Below are 20316 nucleotides of genomic sequence, written 5' to 3' on the forward strand. Positions count from 1 at the left end.
AGCCCTGTAGCTTAGCCTACGACCTCCAACGAGCGGGGCGTCGAGTGGGTGTCTTAGCGATTTGTGGCCTTGCCCGCCTGCGTGGCGCCGGAGACCAGAATGTTCAGCCCACTGGCCACGGCGGCGCCGAGAAACCGCGCTGCCTGCGGCGTCAGCGTGCCCAGTTCCACCAGGTGTTCGAGCCGGCTGGCCTTCACCACGAACTTGCGGATATTGACGGCCCAGTGCCGCCGCGTCACGTCCGGGATGACGACATGCAGGCGGGAGCCGTCGGGCAGCGCGGCATCCACGAACGGGGAGGACATGTCGAGGCGGCGCCCCGAGCTCTTGAGCATCCGTTCCACGAGGTCCCGGACCTGCTGGTCCGTGAGCGAGACCGAGGTCAGTTCGGATTCGCCGTTCCGTGCCACATAGATTTCGTTGGGAGCATTAAGCCAGATTTCCTCAATGGCCGGATCGTCCAGCAGCGGCTGAAGGGCACCGAACCCGGCCACGGCGTCGAAGACGAACCTTCGGGCGGTTTCCAGCGGACCGATCGGCGGCAGGGGCGCCAACAGGGCCCGCTCGTCGTAATCCAGCACCGCTGCCTCAACGAGGCGGCGGACTTCACCGGTCTGCCTCAGGGGATCGAGTCCGCGCCGGCGGATCAGCTCGCGGACTTCGTCCTCGACAATGCGTACAGCCTCCACAATGGCCCCCAATATGACTGCTTGCCCTGTCCCCCGGGCGCTGCAATTGGGTTAAAGCTATGGGTGGGCGGGCCGCCGGACAAGGGCCCGCAGGGCCGCATGTGGAAAACCGCCGGTCGATTTCATAACAATTTTCACACCAGTAACACCAGGAACTCTGGTTCCGTTTAACTGGCGGTGTTAGGGTGAGCGCGACAAGTCAGACATTCTCACATCCGGGCAGCTTCGTCTGCTCTCCACCGGGCGCGAGATCACTATGACACTGCCATGAGCGTGTTGTTCCGGAGCGACAAATGAAGCGGACTTTCCTTCCCCCCAACAGTCACCTCGGCAGCCGGGTCGGGGCCACACTGCTGGCCGTCTCCCTGATCGCCGGTCCCGGCCTGGCCACGCCGGCAGCCGCCGTCGAGCCGGCACCAACGGCAACCGCGGCCGCGACGGGTGCCGCAACAGCGACTCCGGCGATGGCCACACCGACGGCTTCGCCTGCTCCGGCCCTAGCCACCACCGCGCCGGAACCCACACCCTCGGCGGGCAGTGCCCAGCAGACGGTTGATAAGTCATCGGAGGTTTACCGGAGCGCCATGGCCGAGGCCACCAAGGCCGGCGGGGCCGAGATGGGGCAGGGAACGCGCGCAGCCGACGCACCGGCCGACGGGGACAAGGCTGCGGGCACCGAGGCACTGGCCACGGAAGGCACCTGGATGCCCAGCTTCGGCGTCCAGGGACTCGACGTCAGCAAGTACCAGGCCGGAATCAACTGGCAGACCGAGTGGAACATGGGCGCCCGCTTCGCCTACATCAAGGCCACCGAAGGAAATTACTACACCAGCACCACGTTCAGCGACCAGTACCTGGGATCCAGGGCCGTTGGCATGATCCGCGGCGCCTACCATTTCGCCAACCCCGCGGCGTCCTCCGGCGCCGACCAGGCCCGGATCTTCGTTCGAAACGGCGGCGGCTGGAGCGCCGACGGCTACACCCTCCCACCCGTGCTCGACTTTGAGGGGAACCCCTACGCCGGCCAGACCATTGGCGGCTATTACCAGGGCAACACCTGCTACGACATGTCCCCCGCCCAGCTGACGTCCTGGGCCCGCGACTTCGGCAACACCATGCTGGCCCTGACCGGGCGGCTGCCGGTCATGTACACCACCACCACGTGGTGGAACTACTGCACCGGCGGACCCTCCGGTTTCGGCGACTGGCCGCTCTGGATCGCCCGCTGGCCGAGCTCGCCCAGCGACAGCCCGGGCGGCCTGCCCTCCAGCTGGGCCAACTTCAGCTTCTGGCAGTACAGCGAGTCCGGCCCCTTTGCCAACGGCGGCGACTCCAACGTCTGGAACGGGGACTACACCTCGCTCAAGCGCTTCGCCACGGGCACTGCCCCGGCTCCTCCCCCGCCCCCGCCCGCCCCGCCGGTCCCGACCGATCCGACCCGCAGGCTCGTCTCGCCCGGCGACTTCGACGGCGACGGCCTGGCCGACAAGATCCAGCGCAGGGCCGACGGCGAGCTCTGGTTCTACCCCGGCAACGGCGCCGGACAGTATCTGGCCGGACGGCGGATCGGTTCCGGCTGGGGAATCTATGACCGGGTCCTCGGTGTGGGTGACTACAACTCCGATGGAAAGAACGACCTGGTCGCGAGGAAACTGGACGGCTCCCTCTGGTTCTACGCGGGCACCGGACGGGTGTCGGCCACCGACGAGGGCTACCGCCCCGTCGTGAAGATCGGGGAATTCGGCTGGGATGCCTTTGACAGCCTCCTCGGCGTCCGGGATTTCGACGGCGACGGAAAGCCCGACCTGGCGGCACGCACTCCGGACGGAAGCCTGTACCTCTACTCGGGGACCGGCGCCGGCCAGACCGGGACGGCACGCAAGATCGACTACGGCTGGCAGATCTTTGACCAGCTCATCTCCATCCAGGACTTCGACGGCGACGGCACCAACGATCTGGCGGGCCGCCGGTCCGACGGCACCTTGTGGCACTACTCCAACACCGGCCGTGCCGTGATGGTCAACGGACGCCAGATAGGTTCAGGCTGGGGAATCTACGACGAGATCGTCGGGACCGGGGACGGCAATGGCGACCGGATGGCGGACTTCGTGGCCAGTGACCCCGCCGGGGCGGTCTTCTTCTACGCGGGAACCGCCATGAAGGACCAGGGCTACGAGGCCGCCCGGAAAATCGGCGAGTACGGCTGGGGTGCCTTCAACGCGCTCACGGCGGTCCAGGACTTCAACGGGGACGGAAAGGGCGACCTGCTGGCCCGCAAGCCCGACGGGACCCTGTGGTTCTACCCCGGCAACGGGGCAGGCGCCTACGGAACCCCGAAGAAGATCGGCGACTACGGCTGGAACGCCTTCGATGCCTTTGCCGGCGTCGGGGACTTCAACGGCGACGGCAGGAACGACCTCGTGGCGAGGAAACCGGACGGGACGCTGTGGCTTTATCCGGGGACAGGTCGCGTTGATGCGGGCAGCAACGGCTATGCCGGGGCAATCAAGATCGGTCTGGCCGGCTGGGAGGTCTTCGACACGATCACCGGGGTCGGGGATCTCAACGGCGATGGCCGGAACGACCTCCTCGCCCGCAAGCCCAACGGCTCTTTGTGGCTCTACAAGGGCTCCGGGAAAGTCGATGCCTCAAACAATGGCTACCAGGGTGCAGTAAAGGTCGGGGATTACGGCTGGGAGGCCTTCGATCAGCTCTGGGGCGCCGGCGACTTCAACGCTGACGGAAGGAACGACCTTCTCGCCCGCAGGCCCGACGGCACGTTGTGGCTTTACCCCGGAGACGGCAGCGGCAGGCCCGGTGCCACCATCCGGATCGGAACCGGCTGGAACGTCTACGACAGGATCCTCACCGGCTGGAACCTCAACAGCGACGGGAACCCGGATCTGGTGGCACGGCGGCCGGACGGCTCCCTCTGGGCGTACTCAGGAACCGGCATGAAGACCAGTGAGGGCTACCTCCCCCGCATTCTGGCCATGGTTCTCTGACTTAGACTACTTAGAGCCATGACTTGAGGCAGAGCCGTCGGCAGCACGGATGATGCCCGCCATTCCCTGAGGAGCCCGCACCTTGAAGCACGCCATCATGAGTCCACCGGACCGCAGCCCCGGTGCCAGATGGTTCTGGTGGCCGCTGCTTGTCATCTTCGTGATGGGCTCCGGATGGGCGCTGGCGTCGCCAATCTCATCCATCCCCGACGAACCGGCCCACATCGTCAAGGCTGCTGCGGTGGTCCGCGGCGAACTGGTCGGCACCCAGTCAGGTGAGGGCGGGCCGCTCCTGGCGGTCCAGGTCCCCCGTTTTATAGAGCACACCAACCAGATCACGTGCTTTGTGAGGGACCTCACGGCCACCCCGAAGTGCTCGCCGGCAATCCCCGGAGATCCCGCCGAAATAGTGTCGGGACTGACGACCGCCGGCCTGTACAACCCCGTCTACTATGCCGCCGTCGGCTGGCCTTCGCTGGTGGTCAGCGGCTTCAAGGCCGTCTATGGCATGCGGCTCGTGAGCGCCCTCCTTACCAGCATCTTCCTGGCGCTGGCGTTTTCAGCATTGTCCCGCCTGCCGCGGAACAATTGGGCCATCGCCACCCTGGCCGCCGCCGTCACCCCTATGACTCTCTTCCTGAGCGGCTCCGTCAACCCGAACAGCCTGGAATACGGCACAACAGCAGCCATTGCGGCGAACCTGCTGCTCCTGCTGAAGGGGTCCCTGCAGGGCCGAGCTCTCGTGGTGCCGGTGGTCGCCACGACGGTCGCGGCAGCGCTGCTCGCCAACACCAAGGCGCTCTCACTGCTCTGGCTGCTCGTCGTCGTGGTCGCTGTCCTTATCCTCGGCACCGCGGCCGAGCTCAAGGCCCTGCTGCGCCGGCCGGCGGTGTGGGCCGGCGCCGCGGTCATCGGGGCGTCGTGCGCCTACGCGCTCTGGTGGGTCGCCAGCCACAACAGTCTCGCCAGCAAGCCGTTCGACGGCGCCGGGCTGGGTTTTGATGCCGGGGCTGAAATCATGATCGATAAGACATTCCTCTTTATGCACGGCTACATCGGCCAGTTCGGCTGGCTCGAGCTGGACGCGCCCACCGGCGCCATGGCGCTGTGGACTGCGGTCTTCTTCTCCGCCGCCCTCGCGGGAATCATCTACGGCCGGGGCCGCTACCGCATCTCGACCATTTTCGTCTCCGCGGCCCTGCTCCTGCTCCCCATTGTGCTGCAGGCCGTTATCATCACCGACCAGGGAATGGTGTGGCAGGGCCGGTACATCCTGGCGATTTTCGTTCCCTGCCTCATGATCGCGGGCGTCGCGCTGGACAACGCGAATCCCCGGCCCTGGCCCGCGCCCGCCGTGCCCGCCCTCAACACCCTCATCGTGCTGCTCGCGGTGTGCCACGTCGTGACCTTCATCTGGGTCCTGCGGCGCTATGTCACCGGCCTGGCTATGGACATCCGGTGGGGTGAAATGTTTGACAACCCGCAGTGGCAGCCGCCGCTGGGGACCCTGGTCGTCGTGACAATCTTTGCCGCCGGCACGCTCCTCGGCGCGTTCTTGATGCTGCGGCATGTTCGCTCCAACTCCGTGCCCGCGGCCACCCCGGACGCCGCCCTGGCGGACCCGGCCGTTCCGGCCACGGACTCCCCCCTGCCCGACGCCCCCGGCGCGGCGTCCCCCGCCGGCGAGCGGGAACGCCGTGCGCCGGTCAGGCTGGGCAAGCCATGAGCCGGACGACTCCCGCCGACGCCACGGCCGCGAAAAAGCCCCGGGGGCTGCTGGCGAAATTCTTTGGCCACAGCGCCGTCCGTTACCTGATCGTGGGCGGGCTCTCGTTCGCCGTCGATTTTGGCCTCCTCGTTCTCCTGCGCGAGGTCTTCCACTGGGATGTCGGGATTGCCAGCGCCACGGCCTTCCTCAGCAGCCTTGTCTTCAACTTCCTGGTGAACCGGAAGTTCTCCTTCGACTCCGGGCACCGGACCCACGTCAGCATGATCCGCTACGGACTCCTGGTGGTGGCCAATACCCTGGCCACAGTGCTCATCGTGCAGCTGCTGACGCCAACGCTCCTGGGTTACATGGGCGGCAAGGTCATCTCCACAGCGGCCATGACGGTCTGGAACTACTTCCTGTACCAGCACTGGGTGTTTGGGGGAAAGCCGGCGCACCACGGCGCCCATGAGCACAAGCACCTGCTGGCGGAGGCTGACGACACCCGGTCCCAGGCCCCGGAGGCGGGAGAGCCGACGTCGGACGGGGAACCGGCGCGGACGCACCCGGAGTCCTCATAGGAGCAGCGGCCCAACGACGACGGCCCGGACTGGGATCCAGTCCGGGCCTTCGTTATGTCCAACGGCGTCGCGCTAGGCGGGGTTGCGCAGGTATTCCGCCAGCCGCTGCGAGGCGTCAGCCGGGGCAAACCCGGTCGCCTTGATCTTGTCCAGCTCCAGGACGCTGTTGAGCGGCCGGGGTGCCGCAGCCTTCCCCCGGAAGTAGTCTTCGGTGGAGACCCCGGTGACATCCCCGCGGGCCGCCCCCGCCAGCTCAAAGACGTCAGCGGCGATGTCGGCCCAGGACTGGGGCTCGCCGTCGTTGGTCAGGTTGTAGATGCCAAAAGGCGCCTTGACCTCCAGGAGATGCCTGATGCCCGCGGCCAGGTCATCGGCAAACGTCAGCCTGCCCACCTGGTCGTCGACGACCGTCGGGGTGACTCCCCTGGCTGCCAGCGACGCCATGGTGCGGACAAAGTTGTTGCCTTCCCCAATGACCCAACTGGTGCGGACGATGTAGTGGCTGGGAACAACGCTGACGACGGCGTCCCCTGCGGCCTTTGTCTGGCCGTAGACCCCCAGCGGAGCCAGCCCCTCGTCCTCACGGTGGCTCTTCATGGAGCCGTCAAACACGTAGTCGCTGGAAATGTGCACCAGCACGAGCCCGTAGCGCGCGGAAATTTTGGACAGTTCGGCGACGGCTGTGACGTTGAGGGCCCACGCCGCGCTCCGTCCCTCGTCCGTTTCCGCCTCATCCACCGCCGTGTACGCAGCCGCGTTGATGATGGTGGAGTACCGCTGCCAGTTCCGGCTGGTAAACGACGCAGGATCGGCCACATCGAAGTCACCGCGGTCCGCGAACTCCACGCTCGTATCGCCGGCATAGGCGGCCCGCAGTGCCTTGCCCAGCTGTCCGCCGGCTCCCAGCACCAGCGTGCGCCGGGCCGCCATCGGGACGACATCCTGCAGCCGCGGGTGGGCCTTGTCCTTGTCCGACAGCTCGGCCTGGTCCAGGGGAATGGGCCACGGGATGCTGACGGTCTCGTCCGCGAGGTTGAGGAAGGTGTATTCCGCGTCCGCGGACCAGTGATCGTTGACCAGGTAGACGTACGAGGTGTCGTCTTCAAGGGTCTGGTAGGAGTTGGCGACCCCGCGCGGAATGTAGATGGCCTTGCTGGCGTCCAGCTCGGCGGTGAAGACCGTGCCGAAGCTCGGGCCCTCCCGCAGGTCCACCCAGGCGCCGAAGATGCGTCCGCAGGCCACCGAGACGAATTTGTCCCAGGGCTCGGCATGGATGCCGCGGGTGGTTCCGGCCTTGTCGTTGAACGAGATGTTGTTCTGGACCGGCCCGAAGTCGGGGAGACCGGCGGCCAGCATCCGTTCGCGCTGCCAGTTCTCTTTGAACCAGCCGCGGTTGTCCCCGTGGACCGGGAGGTCGAAGAGGAGTACCCCCGGGATGGGGGTTTCCGTGACGGAGAGCTTTTTCTGGAACTCCATTCCTACTGGCCCTGCTCCTTGTACTTGGCTTCCGTGGCGGCCTTCTGCGGCCGCCACCAGTCCTCGTTGGCCCGGTACCAGTCAATGGTGTCCTCAATACCGGCGTCGAAGTTCGAGAACTGCGGCTGCCAGCCGAGCTCGTTGCGGAGCTTGGTGGAGTCGATCGCGTAGCGCAGGTCGTGACCGGGCCGGTCGATGACGTGAACGTAGGCGTCCCGCGGCTGGCCCATGTGCTGCAGGATGAGCTCAACCACGTCCTTGTTGTTCTTCTCCCCGTCAGCGCCGATCAGGTACGTTTCGCCGATCAGGCCCTTGTCGATGATCGCCAGCACGGCCGAGGAGTGGTCATTGGCGTGGATCCAGTCGCGGACATTCTCGCCCTTGCCGTACAGCTTCGGGCGGATCCCGTCGATCACGTTGGTGATCTGGCGCGGAATGAACTTCTCCACGTGCTGGTACGGGCCGTAGTTGTTCGAGCAGTTGCTGATCGTCGCCTGCAGCCCGAAGGACCGCACCCAGGCACGCACCAGCAGGTCCGAACCGGCCTTGGTGGAGGAATAGGGGCTGGAGGGGTTGTACGGGGTGTTCTCCGTGAACCGCTCCGGATCATCGAGTTCCAGGTCCCCGTAGACCTCGTCGGTCGAGATGTGGTGGAAGCGCTTATTGTGCTTGCGGGCCGCCTCGATGAGGGTGTACGTGCCGATGATGTTGGTGTCCAGGAACGGACGCGGATCCTGCAGGGAGTTGTCATTGTGTGATTCCGCGGCGTAATGCACCACGACGTCATGGGCTGCCACCAGTTCATCGACCAGCGGCTGGTCGCAGATGTCCCCCTTGACGAACCGGAACCGGTCGGCCGGAAGATGCTTGAGCGACTCCAGGTTGCCCGCGTACGTCATCTTGTCGAGGACAGTCACGAAGTTGTCCGTGGTGGACATGACGTAGTGGACAAAATTGGAGCCGATGAAGCCGGCGCCGCCGGTTACTAGTAGTCGCTGCATAGTTTCAAAGGTTACCGGATTTGGCCGATACACGAGTGAGCAGGAAAGATGGCCTGTATGCGCGGAATCATTTTGGCCGGCGGTACCGGCTCTAGGCTCCATCCGATTACACTCGGCGTCAGCAAGCAGCTGATGCCGGTCTTCGACAAGCCGATGATCTACTACCCGCTCTCCACCCTGATCCTGGCCGGCATCCGGGACATCCTGATCATCACGACCCCGCACGACGCGGAGCAGTTCCAGCGCCTCCTGGGCGACGGCTCGCAGTTCGGTGTGAACCTCAGCTACCTGCAGCAGCCCTCCCCTGACGGCCTCGCCCAGGCCTTCGTGCTCGGAGCCGAGCACATCGGCAACGAGCCCGTTGCGCTGGTCCTTGGTGACAATATCTTCTACGGCCCCGGGATGGGCACCCAGCTGCGCCGTTTCGAGAACATCGACGGCGGCGCTGTCTTCGGATATTGGGTGTCCGACCCGAAGTCGTACGGCGTGGTCGAGTTCGATGCCAGCGGCAAGGCCATCTCCCTCGAGGAGAAGCCGGCGAAGCCCAAGAGCCACTACGCCGTGCCCGGCCTGTACTTCTATGACAACGACGTCGTCGAAATTGCCCGGAACCTCAAGCCCTCCGCCCGCGGCGAGCTGGAGATCACGGACGTCAACCGAACCTATCTCGAACGCGAGAAGCTCCACGTGGAGATCCTTCCCCGCGGCACGGCCTGGCTCGATACCGGAACGTTCAACGACCTGAACGACGCGTCCAACTTCGTCCGGACGACGGAAAACCGCCAGGGACTGAAGATCGGCGCCCCTGAAGAGATTTCCTGGCGCCTGGGCTTCCTCAGCGACGACGAGCTCCGCCAACGTGCCGAACCGCTGATGAAGAGCGGGTACGGCAGCTACCTCCTCGGTCTGCTGGAAAACGGTCGTTGATCCAGGCGCCGGTGCGTCGACGGCAGGACTCTGACAGCGCAGGCGACGAACGCCCGGCTGACCGTACGACCGGGTCCGGCCGACGTCGAACGTTCTGGTGGGCTTTCCTGGTGCTGATGGGTCTTTCCGGCGCCTGGACCTTCGCCACGCCCCTGATGGGGGTTCCGGACGAACCCGCCCACGTCATCAAGGCTGCCGCCGTGGTCCGCGGAGAGCTGACCGGCCGTGAAATGCCCGACGGCGGCGCGTTCCAGCTTGTTACGGTGCCGGCCGGCATCGGCTATTTCGACACGTTCGGCTGCTTCGCCCAGAAGAAGGACACTCCACCGTCCTGCGTCCCGCCCTTCAGCGGCGACCCGAGCGCTCTGGTGGACGCCCGGACGTCCGCCGGGAACTACAATCCCATCTACTACGCAGTTGTTGGGCTGCCGTCCCTGGTCAACAACGGCGCCGCCGCCGTGTACGGGATGCGCCTCGTCAGCGCCCTGCTCAGCTGCCTGTTCCTGGCCTCGGCGTTCTCGGCGCTCTCACAGCTGCGGCGCCGGAAATGGGCCGTGGCCGCCACAGCCGCGGCCATGACACCGATGGTTCTGTTCCTCAACGGGGCCGTGAACCCGAATTCCCTGGAGTACGCCACCTCGGCCGCGCTGCTGGCCAACCTGGTGTTGCTGCTGGAGCGCTCCGCTGACCCGGGAGCCTACCGGCGGTATGTCCCCGTCATCACAGCGGCGGCCTGCGTACTGGCCAACACCAAGGGTCTGTCCCTGCTCTGGCTGGCCCTCATGGCCGCCACCGCCGCCATCCTTGGCACCTGGCCACAGATCAAGGCGTTGAGCCGCAACGCCTGGGTGTGGGCCGGCTCCGCGGCTATTGGCTTGTCCTGTGCCTTCGCCCTCTATTGGATCACCCGGCACGACAGCCTCTCCAGCAATCCGTTCGAGGCAGCAGGGTCCTCCCCGCTCACCGGAGCCGAGATCATGCTGGACCGGACGTTCGACTACGCCACCGGATACGTCGGACAGTTTGGCTGGCTGGAAGTACCGGCACCGATGGGCGCGTTTGTGCTCTGGCTGGGGCTCGGCACGGCGCTCGTGATGGCCGCCGTCGTGCTGGCCAGGGGCCGCGGCCGGACCGCAACGGTCGTGCTGCTCGCCGCCCTGCTGCTGCTTCCCCCGCTGCTCCAGGCCCAGGCCGTTGGGACGATCGGGATCGTCTGGCAGGGCCGGTACATCCTTGCCGTCTTCGTACCGCTGCTGATGGTGTGCGGCCTCGCCCTGGACCGTATGGATGCGCGTGGTTTCTCGCCGCAGGCCGCGGCGCTCCTCAATGCCACGGCGATCCTCGTTGCGGTCTTCCACTTCTGGACCTTCGCGCACACCCTGCGGCGCTACGTCACCGGGTGGGCAGTTGACCGCCGCTGGTTCGAGATGATCACCGAACCGTCATGGCAGCCGCCGGGCGGAACGCTGCTGAGCCTTGCCGGCTTCGCCGTGCTGCTGCTCGTGGCGCTGTGGCTGCTGCGCCGTGCCGTCCGCGCGGAGCTCCGCGCCCTCGAGCCGACGGTCTGAGGCCCTCCCCCGGCCATACGGTCGGGAGAGGACGGGTCCGGTGAATCCGCCGGACCTTATCGGACGGCGTAGACGTAGGCGGGTTTCCCCTCCCATTGAAGTTCAGAATCCAGGGTCAGGCACGCTGCTTCGAGCGGTAGCGAGGAGACGATCTTGTCCAGATTCTGCCAGGCACTCTTGAGCGTGCAGGGATCGATGCTCACCCCGACGGCGTCGAAGTCGTTGGTCACATAGGTCGTAGGGTGGCCGGGAGTCCAGGCGAAGAAGATGTAACCGCCCCCGCGGTTCCACTTGTTGGCGAAGGCCGACTCGGGATCCAGCTTCTGCCACGCCGCCACGTCCGGGCCGGAGCGCTGGAGGCCCGAGAGTGAAGGCATGCCGTTGGTCAGCAGCAGGGTGTTAAGCGCCGGGGTGTCCGCCGCCCAGAGCTTGCCCTCGGCCCTTGCCGCAGGTGCCTGGGCCGCCACGGCCTTGGCAGTCTCCGACGCCCGCAGGTCGCCCAGGCCGGCCAGCACCGGATTCGCCCGGGCAACGGGCAGCGCTGCCAGGACAATGCAGAGCGCCAGGGGCCACAGCCGCCGGGGATACTTCGTGACGGCGGCAACCGCCACGCCCACCGCTGCTGACACCAGGAGAATGACCGTCGTGGTCAGCGATGGCAAATCCGACGCCTTCAGCAGCGACGCCGCGTACCCGGTGGCAAGGGCGCACGCGGCACCGGCCACGAGCGGTACGCGCCACGAGGCAGGCGGGGTCCAACGGCTGAGCAGGAGGCCGAGGAGGATCACCGCGAGCACGCCCACCACCTGGCCCGCCCGCGGCGGCGTGACGAGGTTGAGCAGCGGGAACTTCTGGCTCATGGGGCCCAGGTCCAGGGTGATCCAGACAATCCACAATGCGGACCAGGTGCCGAACGTCCATTCGACGATGTTGTCCCGGAAGGTCAGTCGCCATTGCGCGGCCAGCAGGATGACGAGGATCCACACGAAGAACACGGTGAACGAGGAGGACAGCTCGCTGGCGTTAATGCCAACAGGTTCGCTGTACTGCAGCGGCCCAAGGGCTGGCGCCCCGAGAAGGCGGCCGAGAGGCTGGGGATCAGATTCGACCCGCCGCGAGCCCGGATAGACCGTGCTGAACAGGGCCTGGAGCCCTTCCCTGTTCTCAAGCAGGGTTCCGACGCCAAAGACCACGGCTGTGCCGCCGGTGATAAGGATGGACTTCAGCCGGGGTGCCCAGCCGCCGCCTCGAAGCAGGATCCACGCGGTCGAGGCAATCAGGACCGGGAGGCCGAGCAGCAGGGACCACGGCGCGTAGAAGCTGGGAAGGCCCGCGATCAGGATGCCCCCGAGGACCGCCATCGCCACGGGTGCGAACCGCTGCCCTTTTTGGAATCGCTGGAAAGCGGCGATCATCAGCACGCAGCCGCCGAGCGTGTAGGCGATCAGCGCCACCGGCATCAGGGACCACCACGCGCTCGACGGCGACAGCACGATCAGGATCGCAGCGAACCAGCCGAACCGGCGGGAGCGACCGAGCTGGTGGAACCAGGTCGGCATGGCGAGCAGCAGGATCAGCGACGGGAGCCACCAGTGCGCGGCGAACAGCATGTGCTCAGGAATGACCGCCGCGGCGCGGAGCATGGTCGAGTCGAAAAAGACGAACTGCTCGAAGAAACCGTCGGTCGGGAACCGGTGCACCAGATCGGCCCGGGCGGCGAGGGGACTGAGGCTCGGGGCGCCGTGAGTTGCCAGGATGGAGATGACAATGGCCGAAAAAGCGTGGATCTCATCGGACCGGATCGGCCGGGACTTGCCGAACTGCCAGCCCAGCGGGTTGGCGGGATCCTGCCGCAGGTCAGAAATGCCGACGTTCGACGTCGTAATCCCCAACAACACGAGGACCATGAAGCCCAGCCCCGCAATCAGGCGCGCCGCCCGGTCATTGACACAAACCCAACGGTGGAATCTGCGGCCTGCCTCGGCAACAGGCGTGGGAATTCGCGTTTTCAACTTAATTCCTCCATGCGCTCCACACCATCGCGGGCACGTCCACCCGGACGTGGTGCTGGGAGGCTGCTAGTCAGATCGATCCTGCAGATCAATCAGTTGGCCGCTGAGACTGCCACTCCGCCGTCGCCGACGGCACGTCCGGCGCGTTCCGTCGAGCCTCGCCGACCGCAGACGACAAAGCCTCAACCTTACGCTCGAGCTCTTCCAGCCGGACACGCCCAATGGCGGCCTCCTCGGACAGGGTGCGCGCTTCTTCCTCCAGGACGGAGACCTCCCACGAGAGGTGCAGGGCGACGCCGGTCAGGAAGATGATGCCCATGGCAAAGAGCAGATTGGACGGCACCTGCACGCCGATCAGGGCAGTCACCCCGCGCAGCATGCCCGGGATGGCCGTCAGCACCAGGCACGCGATGCCGACCAACAGCCACAAGAACGCGTACTTTTCACGCAGGCCCTTGCCCCGCAGCAGGAAGACGACACTGCCCAGGACAAGCAGGGAGAAGATCAGGGCTGCAATGCTTTCCACGGTCAGACGTCGCTTTCGTGAGAGGTGCGGGCCTTGCCCCGGGTCATGGCAAACAGGAGTGCCAACAGTGACCGGACCAGGTAGATTGCCGACTTCGCCGGGTTGTGGCTGGGCTGCCCGCCCTGACGGGGCCGCATCTCGACCCCGGTCTGGGAGACCACGCACCCTGAGCGGATCGCCACCACGAGCGAGTCGATGGTGTCGCCCAGGTATTCGGCGGGATAGTGCTTCAGGTACTGGGAAATGGCGCGGACGTTGCCGGCGCGGAACCCTGAGGTCACATCCGTCAGCTCTGTCCCCGCGATGCGGGAGATCACGGCTGCCAGCAGCCGCATCGCCCATTTCCTGGGGCCGCTGACGGTGTACTGTCCCTTGTCCGCGAACCGGGCACCGATCGAAATGTCCGAGTGCTCCAGGCCGGCAATGACCGACGGAATGTCCTTGGGGTCGTGCTGCCCGTCCGCGTCCACCTGGACGACGGCGTCATAGCCCATCCGGTGCGCGTATTTGAACCCTGCCCGCATCGCACCGCCGACACCAAGGTTGAAGGGCAGCCGGAGAACATGCGCCCCGGCAGCCTCGGCTAGTTCCGGGGTGCCGTCTTCCGAGCCGTCGTCGACGACGAGAACGTCGTAGTTCCGTCCGAGGTCAATGACTTCCCGGACGGTGTTGCCAATACAGGCCCGTTCGTTCCACGCCGGCATGATCACCAAGACCCTGGTCGCGGCTGGAAAACGCACTTTGCTCCCGACTTCTGTCATGTTGCTACTTCGTCCCCTCGTGTACTTTTTCCGGCTGCCCTGACGGATCCCGGCGTGAACGCCACACGGCCACCAGGCTCCAGCCCAGCATGCCTACGACCGCAACAGCCCATACGGGAATGCCGATCCGCCAGCCGGGCGGCTCAAAGCTGATGGTGATGAGCTCGCCCTGGGAATCTGCCGGGACTTCCAGTCCGAGCAGGTACCCGCCCACGGGACGCTTCATCAATTCTGCCCCATCCACGGTGTAGCCCGGCCACGGCAGCCGGCTCAGGGCAACGCGGCCGCCCCCTGCCGGGACCTCATCGACCTTCAGCACGATTTTCGTGTCGTCCCTGGAGACCTCGGTCACGCGGGTGCCGGGCTGGCTCCAGCTCAGGCCCCCGGCCGGGCCAAGCGGTACGTCCCTACTCCACAGCACAGTGCCTTCGCTCTCTGCGGCGACGTGCCATCCGGCAGGAACAGCAGGGATCTCCAGTTCTTCATCCCGCGTCACGTAGTTGTTGGACGCCTTGGCTACCTGCGGCTTATTAAAGGACTCCTTGAGAATCTGCACATTGTCGATGTGCAACTCATCCACGAGCATCAGGCCAGTCTCTGCCCTGCGGTTGAAGAGCCGCTCTGCCAGCTCCGGGCAGGTGCCCCCCAGGTAGCGCAAACACAGGAGCTCGTTGAACTTCGAAAAACCCACCAGCTGGTATCGGTTCATCACGTTGGCGTCGCTCAGGTACCAGGCATTGGCCATGAGGGTCTGCTCCCACGTCTCCTTCTCTTGGGGGTAGTCCAGGGCGTCGCCGACGACCAGCACATCGTTCTGGACACCCTCGAGCACGCCCTTGTAGGTGGAGACATCTGCCGGCTGGTTCGCGATGGAGAGGCCACTCTTGTTGGACGTCCGGTGCTGCAGCACGGTGGTCGCGGTCGTCGCCAACAACACCCCGATGGCAATCAGCGACAGCGAGCTCAGGCCGTATTTGTTCCACCGGTGGGTTTGCGCTTCAGGGTGATTCAGGAGCCACCACAGCGCCACGAGCGCTGCTGCGACGACCACGGCCGCAGCAAAAATTGTGAAATAGCGCGAGGGGACCTGAGCCCAGCCGAGGTAGGACCCGAGCACCACCAGGCCGAGCGCGAAGTACAGGGAAGGGCGCCCGATATGCGGCCGCCGTGCGCGCGCCAGGGACACGATCACCAACAGCACCGCCCCGGTTGCCACGTACGGCATGAACCGTGCGGGGTACCGAAGGGGCCCGATGGTCGTCGGCAGCAGGACGAAGGCGACGGCCGCGGCCAGGAAAAAGAAGAGGTCGCGCAGCTCGGGAGTCAGCTTCTTGAAACGGCTCCAGCTCACGAAAGCGATGGCCGGCAGGAACCACGCGATGTACGCAGCGGGGCTCGTGGCGCCGGTCCCGTCCCACCACCACGACAGCAGCTGCGGATACGCGGTGGCAATCGGGGCCATCAGCAGGCTGTTGAAATCGATGCTCATGTAATCGTCGTTCCAGATGCCCGTGGTTCCACGCGTCGTCACCGCCGCGGTCAGCACGCCAGGCAGGAACACGACAACCGCCACGAGCCCCATCGAAACGCCGGTCACCGCAATGCGGATGGCAGGCTGCCATGCCCTGCGGATCAGCGTCTCGATGCCAACTGCCAGCAGGATAAACCCGATCGCGACAGTGCCGGCCACATAGCCCACGGTGACAATCAGGTACCCGGTGACAAAAGCCCAGAACGGGTTCCTCTTGCCGGCCATCAGTTGCCGCAGCTCGGCCCAGAAGAAGGGGAAGATGGCCCATACCAGCGCGCCCGTCACCCACGAAGGGGCATCGAAGTACATCGTGAAACCGTTCAGCGGCACGGCAATGCCGGCGATGAACGCCCACTCCGGGGACAGCGAATAGCTCCGTGCCAAAACGAAGGTTCCCATGCCGGCAGCCACCAGAATGGCGACCTTCAGGATTGTGGTCAGGACCACCGTGTTCGGGCTGAGGTAGGCGAGCACGCCGAAAAGCATGACCAAAGGGTTCCAAGTGCCCCATTGCCCCTCAGCAATATAATTGCCGCTGGACCAGACGGAAGGATTGAGTACCGGCACTTCCCCCCGGAACAGGCTTTCGCCGAGGTGATACCAGACGCCGTAAGCACCATTTTCGGTATCGTCCTGAAAATAGAAGCGTCCGTAGAATACAAGCGGAATCAGACTCAGTACCAACACTGATCCGGCGGTCAACAATAGCCATTTCCTGTTGCTCGACGAGGACGATAGGGAAGGCTGCAATTCACGATCCGTTCAGTTTGGGCATGCGTCCACCGCAGGACGGCGCGCGAGGGACAGGTTCATATTACCCGAGTGGACTTTCCCGGTCTCCAAACAACGGCCGCGGCACGGCGCGGACCGGCCCCGCCGGAAGGCCCCTGCGACGCCGGTGATGACGGGAGCCGGTAGAATCTCCTGATATGACACTCGCTCAACCAGAGACCAACTCGACGCCCCATCGCATATCAGTGGTCATACCCGTATACCAAGGCGAAAAGACTCTGGTCGGAGTGGTCAACGAACTTCTCCCCTACCGGGACGTGTCCACCACCAAGGGTGGCCACGATTACGTGATCTCGGAAGTCCTGCTGGTCTTCGATCACGGACCCGACAACTCAGCCGCCGTTATCCGGTCCCTGACAACTTCCATCGACATCGTCCGTGGCGTCTGGCTGAGCCGGAACTTCGGGCAGCACGCGGCGACCCTGGCCGGGATGGCCTCGGCCGGCGGCGACTGGGTGGTCACCATGGATGAGGACGGACAGCATGATCCCGCGGCCATCGGGGATCTGCTCGACACGGCCATGGCCGAGAACGCGTCTGTCACGTACGCGATGCCCAGCAACCCCGCCCCGCATGGATTCCTCCGGAACATGGCGTCCAAGAGTGCCAAGCGGACAGTCCGATTCCTGCTCTCCAGCGACGACGCCACGAGCTACCAGAGCTTCCGTCTGGTCACCGGCGAAGTCGCACGCTCGGTTGCCGCCTACGCCGGCCACGGGGTTTACCTCGACGTTGCTATGGGCTGGATTGCCGATAAGACGGCAACCTGCCCGGTGATGCTCCGCGAGGAAGGCGACCGCCGCTCCGGTTACCGCCTGCGCTCGTTGCTCTCCCATTTCTGGCGCATGGTGATCTCCAGCGGGACACGTGGACTTCGCCTGGTTAGTTTCATCGGCGCCGTCTTCGCGCTCGCGGGCATAGGGCTCGCCATCTACTTCGTGATCGCGTACCTGACCGGCCACGGAGCCGGACAACAGGGCTGGACGTCGACCATGGTGGTCCTTCTCGTCAGCACCGGGGCAATTCTGTTTGCCCTGGGGGTCATCGCGGAATACGTCGGCGTGAACGTCAATATGGCCATGGGGAAGCCCGCGTACCTGATTGTGAGCGACCCGGCGTTAGGCCCGCTCGGCAAGACCGTGCACAAATCGCCGGCGACGTTGCCCTCCGGCCCGGTGGCCGATGCAGGCTAGGCCCACTTGGGTGATCGGCGCCGGTGGACTCCTCGGCAAAGCCGTCGTCAGAGAACTCCAATCCCGCGGCGGCGCTGTCCTGACCAGCACGATCCCATGGTCCGATCCGGAGCCTGCGCTCACAGCGTTCCGGGAGGGTGCCGAAAGTCTCCGTGAAGCTGCGGCTTCCGGGCCATGGACGATTGCATGGTGCGCAGGCGCAGGCGTCACCGGAACGTCGCTCGAGGCCCTCGAGGCAGAGCTCTCCCTGTTCGCCCGGGCACTTGAAGTGTTCGAGGAAATACTCGGCGACGCTGGCGGGGAAAACGGGGCAATGTTCCTGGCGTCCTCCGCCGGCGGAGTCTACGCCGGGGCCAGCACACCCCCGTTCACCGAGCACAGCCCTGTGCAGCCCCTGGCACCCTACGGCTTCGCCAAACTCCGGGCCGAAGCGACGGTCGCTGACTTCGCGCGGCGTACCGGGGTCCGGACCCTCGTCGGCAGGGTCAGCAACCTGTATGGCCCCGGCCAAAACCTGCAGAAGCCGCAAGGCCTCATCTCGGTGTTCGCCAAGGCACACCTCACGGGCGCGCCGGTTTCGGTCTACGTGTCATTGGACACCCTGCGGGACTATCTCTTCGTCGACGACGCGAGCCGGCTGGTCGCGGACGGGCTGGACCGCCTGGTCCTCCCCGACGTCCGCCCGGGTGAGACTGTCGTGAAGATCCTGGCGTCCCAGCGGGCCGACACCATCGGCAACCTCATCGGTGCCTGCCGTGCGATCTTCAAGCGCCGGCCGCTGATCATTCTGGGTGCCTCCCCGTTCGCGAAGGCCCAGGCGCACGACCTTCGCCTGAGATCCGTCGTCTGGCCTGAGCTCGACGCGCACCCCGTAACGCCGCTTGCGGTGGGGATCAACACCACTGTGCAGGAGGTCCAGCGGCTGGCCCTCTCCGGGCAACTCTGAGCCCGCCCGAAAGGTCTTCCCAACGCCCGGCCAGGCCGCCCTGTTGGCACGGCGTTGCCGCTCTTCGGTAGTCTAGAGTGTGTCTTTGCCGGTTATCGGCCCCAAGAGTTCAAGGAATAGGTGCGTACCATGAAGCAGCCCGAAAAGCCCGGGGAGGCTGTCCCCGAGGAGGCTGTTAAGGGTATCCATGGCGGCCCCCCCGGCCCCCTGCTAAGGATCATCAAGGACCAACGCGTGGCGTTTGTGCTGGTGGGCGGCGCCAACACCGCCTTCAGTACAGGCCTCTTCATCGCTGTTGCGTGGTTCTATCCGGACCTGCCGTCGCCGGTGGTTCTGAGTATCGCCTTCGTCATTTCCCTCGTCGCCGTATTCTTCGTCTACCGGAAGCTGGTCTTCCGGGTCAAAGGGCACTTCTGGCTGGATCTCGGGAGATTCACCCTGGTCAACCTCACGATGTTCTTCACCAACATGGCGTTGCTGCTGGTGGCGCACGAGGTACTCGGGTACCCCCAGATTCCGGCCCAAATCGCCATCACCTGCGTGACGGTCATCATCAACTACTTCGGCCACAAATATTTCTCCTTCCGCCGAAGCCCTGAACCCGTGTCCCCGAAGAAAGCCACCGAGGAAAGCACCCCATGAGCCCCAAAGTCTCGATCGTCATCCCGGCGTACAACAATGTCCAATACATCGAAGAGACCCTCCACTCGGTGTTGAACCAGACCTTCGACGATTACGAGGTGGTGATTGCCGACCATTCCTCAATCGACGGCACTGCTGACGTGATTGCCCGGTTTGCGGACAATCCCAAAGTACGTATCCTGACGCCCACGCCGACCGGCGGCGGCGCCCAGGCGAACTGGAACCGCGTCAGCCAGGCGGCCTCCGGTGAATACCTGAAGCTGGTCTGCGGCGATGACCTGATCACGCCCGACGCGCTGGAGCTGCAGGTCAAGGCTCTCAATGACAACCCGGGCGCCGTCCTGGTTTCGTCCCGCCGCGATCTCGTCGACGCCGACGGCGGGCTGTTCCTGAAGGGCCGCGGCCTGCAGGGCGTCAAGGGGCGCGTCACCGGACGCCAGGCCATCCGGGCGACGGTCCGCGCCGGGTCCAACATCTTTGGTGAGCCCGCCTGCTCGCTGTTCAAGCGTGAGCTGCTGGCCAAGGAAGGATGGTGGGACAACTCCCACCCCTATCTCATTGATGAGGCGACCCTGGTGCGCATCTGCCGCCATGGCGACTTCGTTGCCCTCCGGGAGACACTGGCATCCTTCAGGATCAGTGCAAGCCAGTGGAGTGTCCGGCTGGCCCGCCAGCAATCCGACCAGGCGATTGCGTTCCATAACCAGCTCCGGAAGGACGACCCGTCACTGTTGAGCCGGGTCGACGTCACGATTGGCAATGCCAAGGCCATTGCCATGTCGTACGCCCGCCGGCTCGCATATATCCGGCTGAACCGGCGTATGGGTCATCAGCACGCCGTGCAGAGCACGGTCTAAGCCGGCAGCACACTAAAAAGCACTCCGGGGCGTATCACGATGTGATTCGCCCCGGAGTGCTTTTTGTTGTGGCAATGTTTCCGCTGCACCGGGGTGACGGC

Annotated in this window: 15 protein-coding genes and 1 pseudogene; 9 read left to right on the plus strand and 7 right to left on the minus strand. The window is 65.3% G+C overall.

Annotation, left to right across the window (positions count from 1 at the left end):
* Positions 1-62: 62 nt before the first annotated feature.
* A pseudogene (locus AC50YC_RS06095) lies at positions 63-689 on the minus strand (ATPase, T2SS/T4P/T4SS family); the annotation flags it as partial.
* Between the two features lie 293 nt (positions 690-982).
* Here AC50YC_RS06095 and AC50YC_RS06100 point away from each other — a divergent pair.
* The 3 genes from AC50YC_RS06100 (at position 983) to AC50YC_RS06110 (ending at position 5983) form a co-directional block, all read left to right on the plus strand.
* Complete coding sequence (locus AC50YC_RS06100; protein WP_494952668.1) at positions 983-3694, plus strand: GH25 family lysozyme; 2712 nt, start codon at positions 983-985, stop codon at positions 3692-3694.
* Between the two features lie 97 nt (positions 3695-3791).
* Positions 3792-5420: a DUF2142 domain-containing protein gene (locus AC50YC_RS06105; protein WP_494952669.1), complete on the plus strand. Its 1629-nt coding sequence runs from the start codon at positions 3792-3794 to the stop codon at positions 5418-5420.
* Complete coding sequence (locus tag AC50YC_RS06110; RefSeq protein WP_494952670.1) at positions 5417-5983, plus strand: GtrA family protein; 567 nt, start codon at positions 5417-5419, stop codon at positions 5981-5983. Before AC50YC_RS06105 ends, AC50YC_RS06110 begins: the two co-directional genes overlap by 4 nt.
* 72 nt (positions 5984-6055) lie before the next feature.
* Here the strand turns inward: AC50YC_RS06110 and AC50YC_RS06115 are convergent, their stop codons facing one another.
* Together AC50YC_RS06115 and rfbB are read right to left on the minus strand one after the other, a co-directional pair.
* Positions 6056-7459, minus strand: a complete 1404-nt coding sequence (locus AC50YC_RS06115) for a sugar nucleotide-binding protein (protein WP_494952671.1) — start codon at positions 7457-7459, stop codon at positions 6056-6058.
* A 2-nt stretch (positions 7460-7461) separates the two neighbouring features.
* A complete protein-coding gene (gene rfbB / locus AC50YC_RS06120) occupies positions 7462-8460 on the minus strand; it encodes a dTDP-glucose 4,6-dehydratase (RefSeq protein WP_494952672.1) in 999 nt (332 codons plus the stop codon).
* Positions 8461-8517: 57 nt separating this feature from the next.
* On the opposite strand from rfbB, the gene rfbA reads away from it, so the two are divergent.
* A complete protein-coding gene (gene rfbA, locus AC50YC_RS06125) occupies positions 8518-9387 on the plus strand; it encodes a glucose-1-phosphate thymidylyltransferase RfbA (protein WP_494952673.1) in 870 nt (289 codons plus the stop codon).
* Between the two features lie 116 nt (positions 9388-9503).
* The gene (locus AC50YC_RS06130; RefSeq protein WP_494952765.1) at positions 9504-10955 is read left to right on the plus strand and encodes a DUF2142 domain-containing protein; all 1452 of its coding nucleotides are present in this window, start codon (positions 9504-9506) and stop codon (positions 10953-10955) included.
* 56 nt (positions 10956-11011) lie between these two features.
* Here AC50YC_RS06130 and AC50YC_RS06135 read toward each other — a convergent pair whose 3' ends face one another.
* From AC50YC_RS06135 to AC50YC_RS06150, 4 genes are all read right to left on the minus strand, one after another.
* A complete protein-coding gene (locus AC50YC_RS06135; RefSeq protein ID WP_494952674.1) occupies positions 11012-12967 on the minus strand; it encodes a DUF7657 domain-containing protein in 1956 nt (651 codons plus the stop codon).
* 88 nt (positions 12968-13055) lie between these two features.
* A complete protein-coding gene (locus tag AC50YC_RS06140; protein WP_494952675.1) occupies positions 13056-13493 on the minus strand; it encodes a DUF2304 domain-containing protein in 438 nt (145 codons plus the stop codon).
* Positions 13494-13495: 2 nt separating this feature from the next.
* A complete protein-coding gene (locus AC50YC_RS06145; RefSeq protein ID WP_494952766.1) occupies positions 13496-14197 on the minus strand; it encodes a glycosyltransferase family 2 protein in 702 nt (233 codons plus the stop codon).
* Positions 14198-14258: 61 nt separating this feature from the next.
* Positions 14259-16487: a hypothetical protein gene (locus tag AC50YC_RS06150; RefSeq protein WP_494952676.1), complete on the minus strand. Its 2229-nt coding sequence runs from the start codon at positions 16485-16487 to the stop codon at positions 14259-14261.
* Positions 16488-16714: 227 nt separating this feature from the next.
* Here AC50YC_RS06150 and AC50YC_RS06155 point away from each other — a divergent pair, with 227 nt between their 5' ends.
* The 4 genes from AC50YC_RS06155 (at position 16715) to AC50YC_RS06170 (ending at position 20215) form a co-directional block, all read left to right on the plus strand.
* The gene (locus AC50YC_RS06155; protein WP_494952677.1) at positions 16715-17770 is read left to right on the plus strand and encodes a glycosyltransferase; all 1056 of its coding nucleotides are present in this window, start codon (positions 16715-16717) and stop codon (positions 17768-17770) included.
* Between the two features lie 10 nt (positions 17771-17780).
* Entirely contained in the window at positions 17781-18716 is a 936-nt protein-coding gene (locus tag AC50YC_RS06160) for an NAD-dependent epimerase/dehydratase family protein (RefSeq protein WP_494952678.1), read from the plus strand.
* 129 nt (positions 18717-18845) lie between these two features.
* Complete coding sequence (locus AC50YC_RS06165) at positions 18846-19358, plus strand: GtrA family protein (RefSeq protein WP_494952679.1); 513 nt, start codon at positions 18846-18848, stop codon at positions 19356-19358.
* Positions 19355-20215 carry a glycosyltransferase family 2 protein gene (locus AC50YC_RS06170; RefSeq protein ID WP_494952680.1) on the plus strand — a complete coding sequence of 287 codons (861 nt, stop codon included), beginning with the start codon at positions 19355-19357 and terminating at the stop codon, positions 20213-20215. The genes AC50YC_RS06165 and AC50YC_RS06170 overlap by 4 nt, the downstream gene beginning before the upstream one ends.
* Positions 20216-20316: the final 101 nt, after the last annotated feature.

The organism is Pseudarthrobacter sp. MDT1-56, from assembly GCF_059383555.1.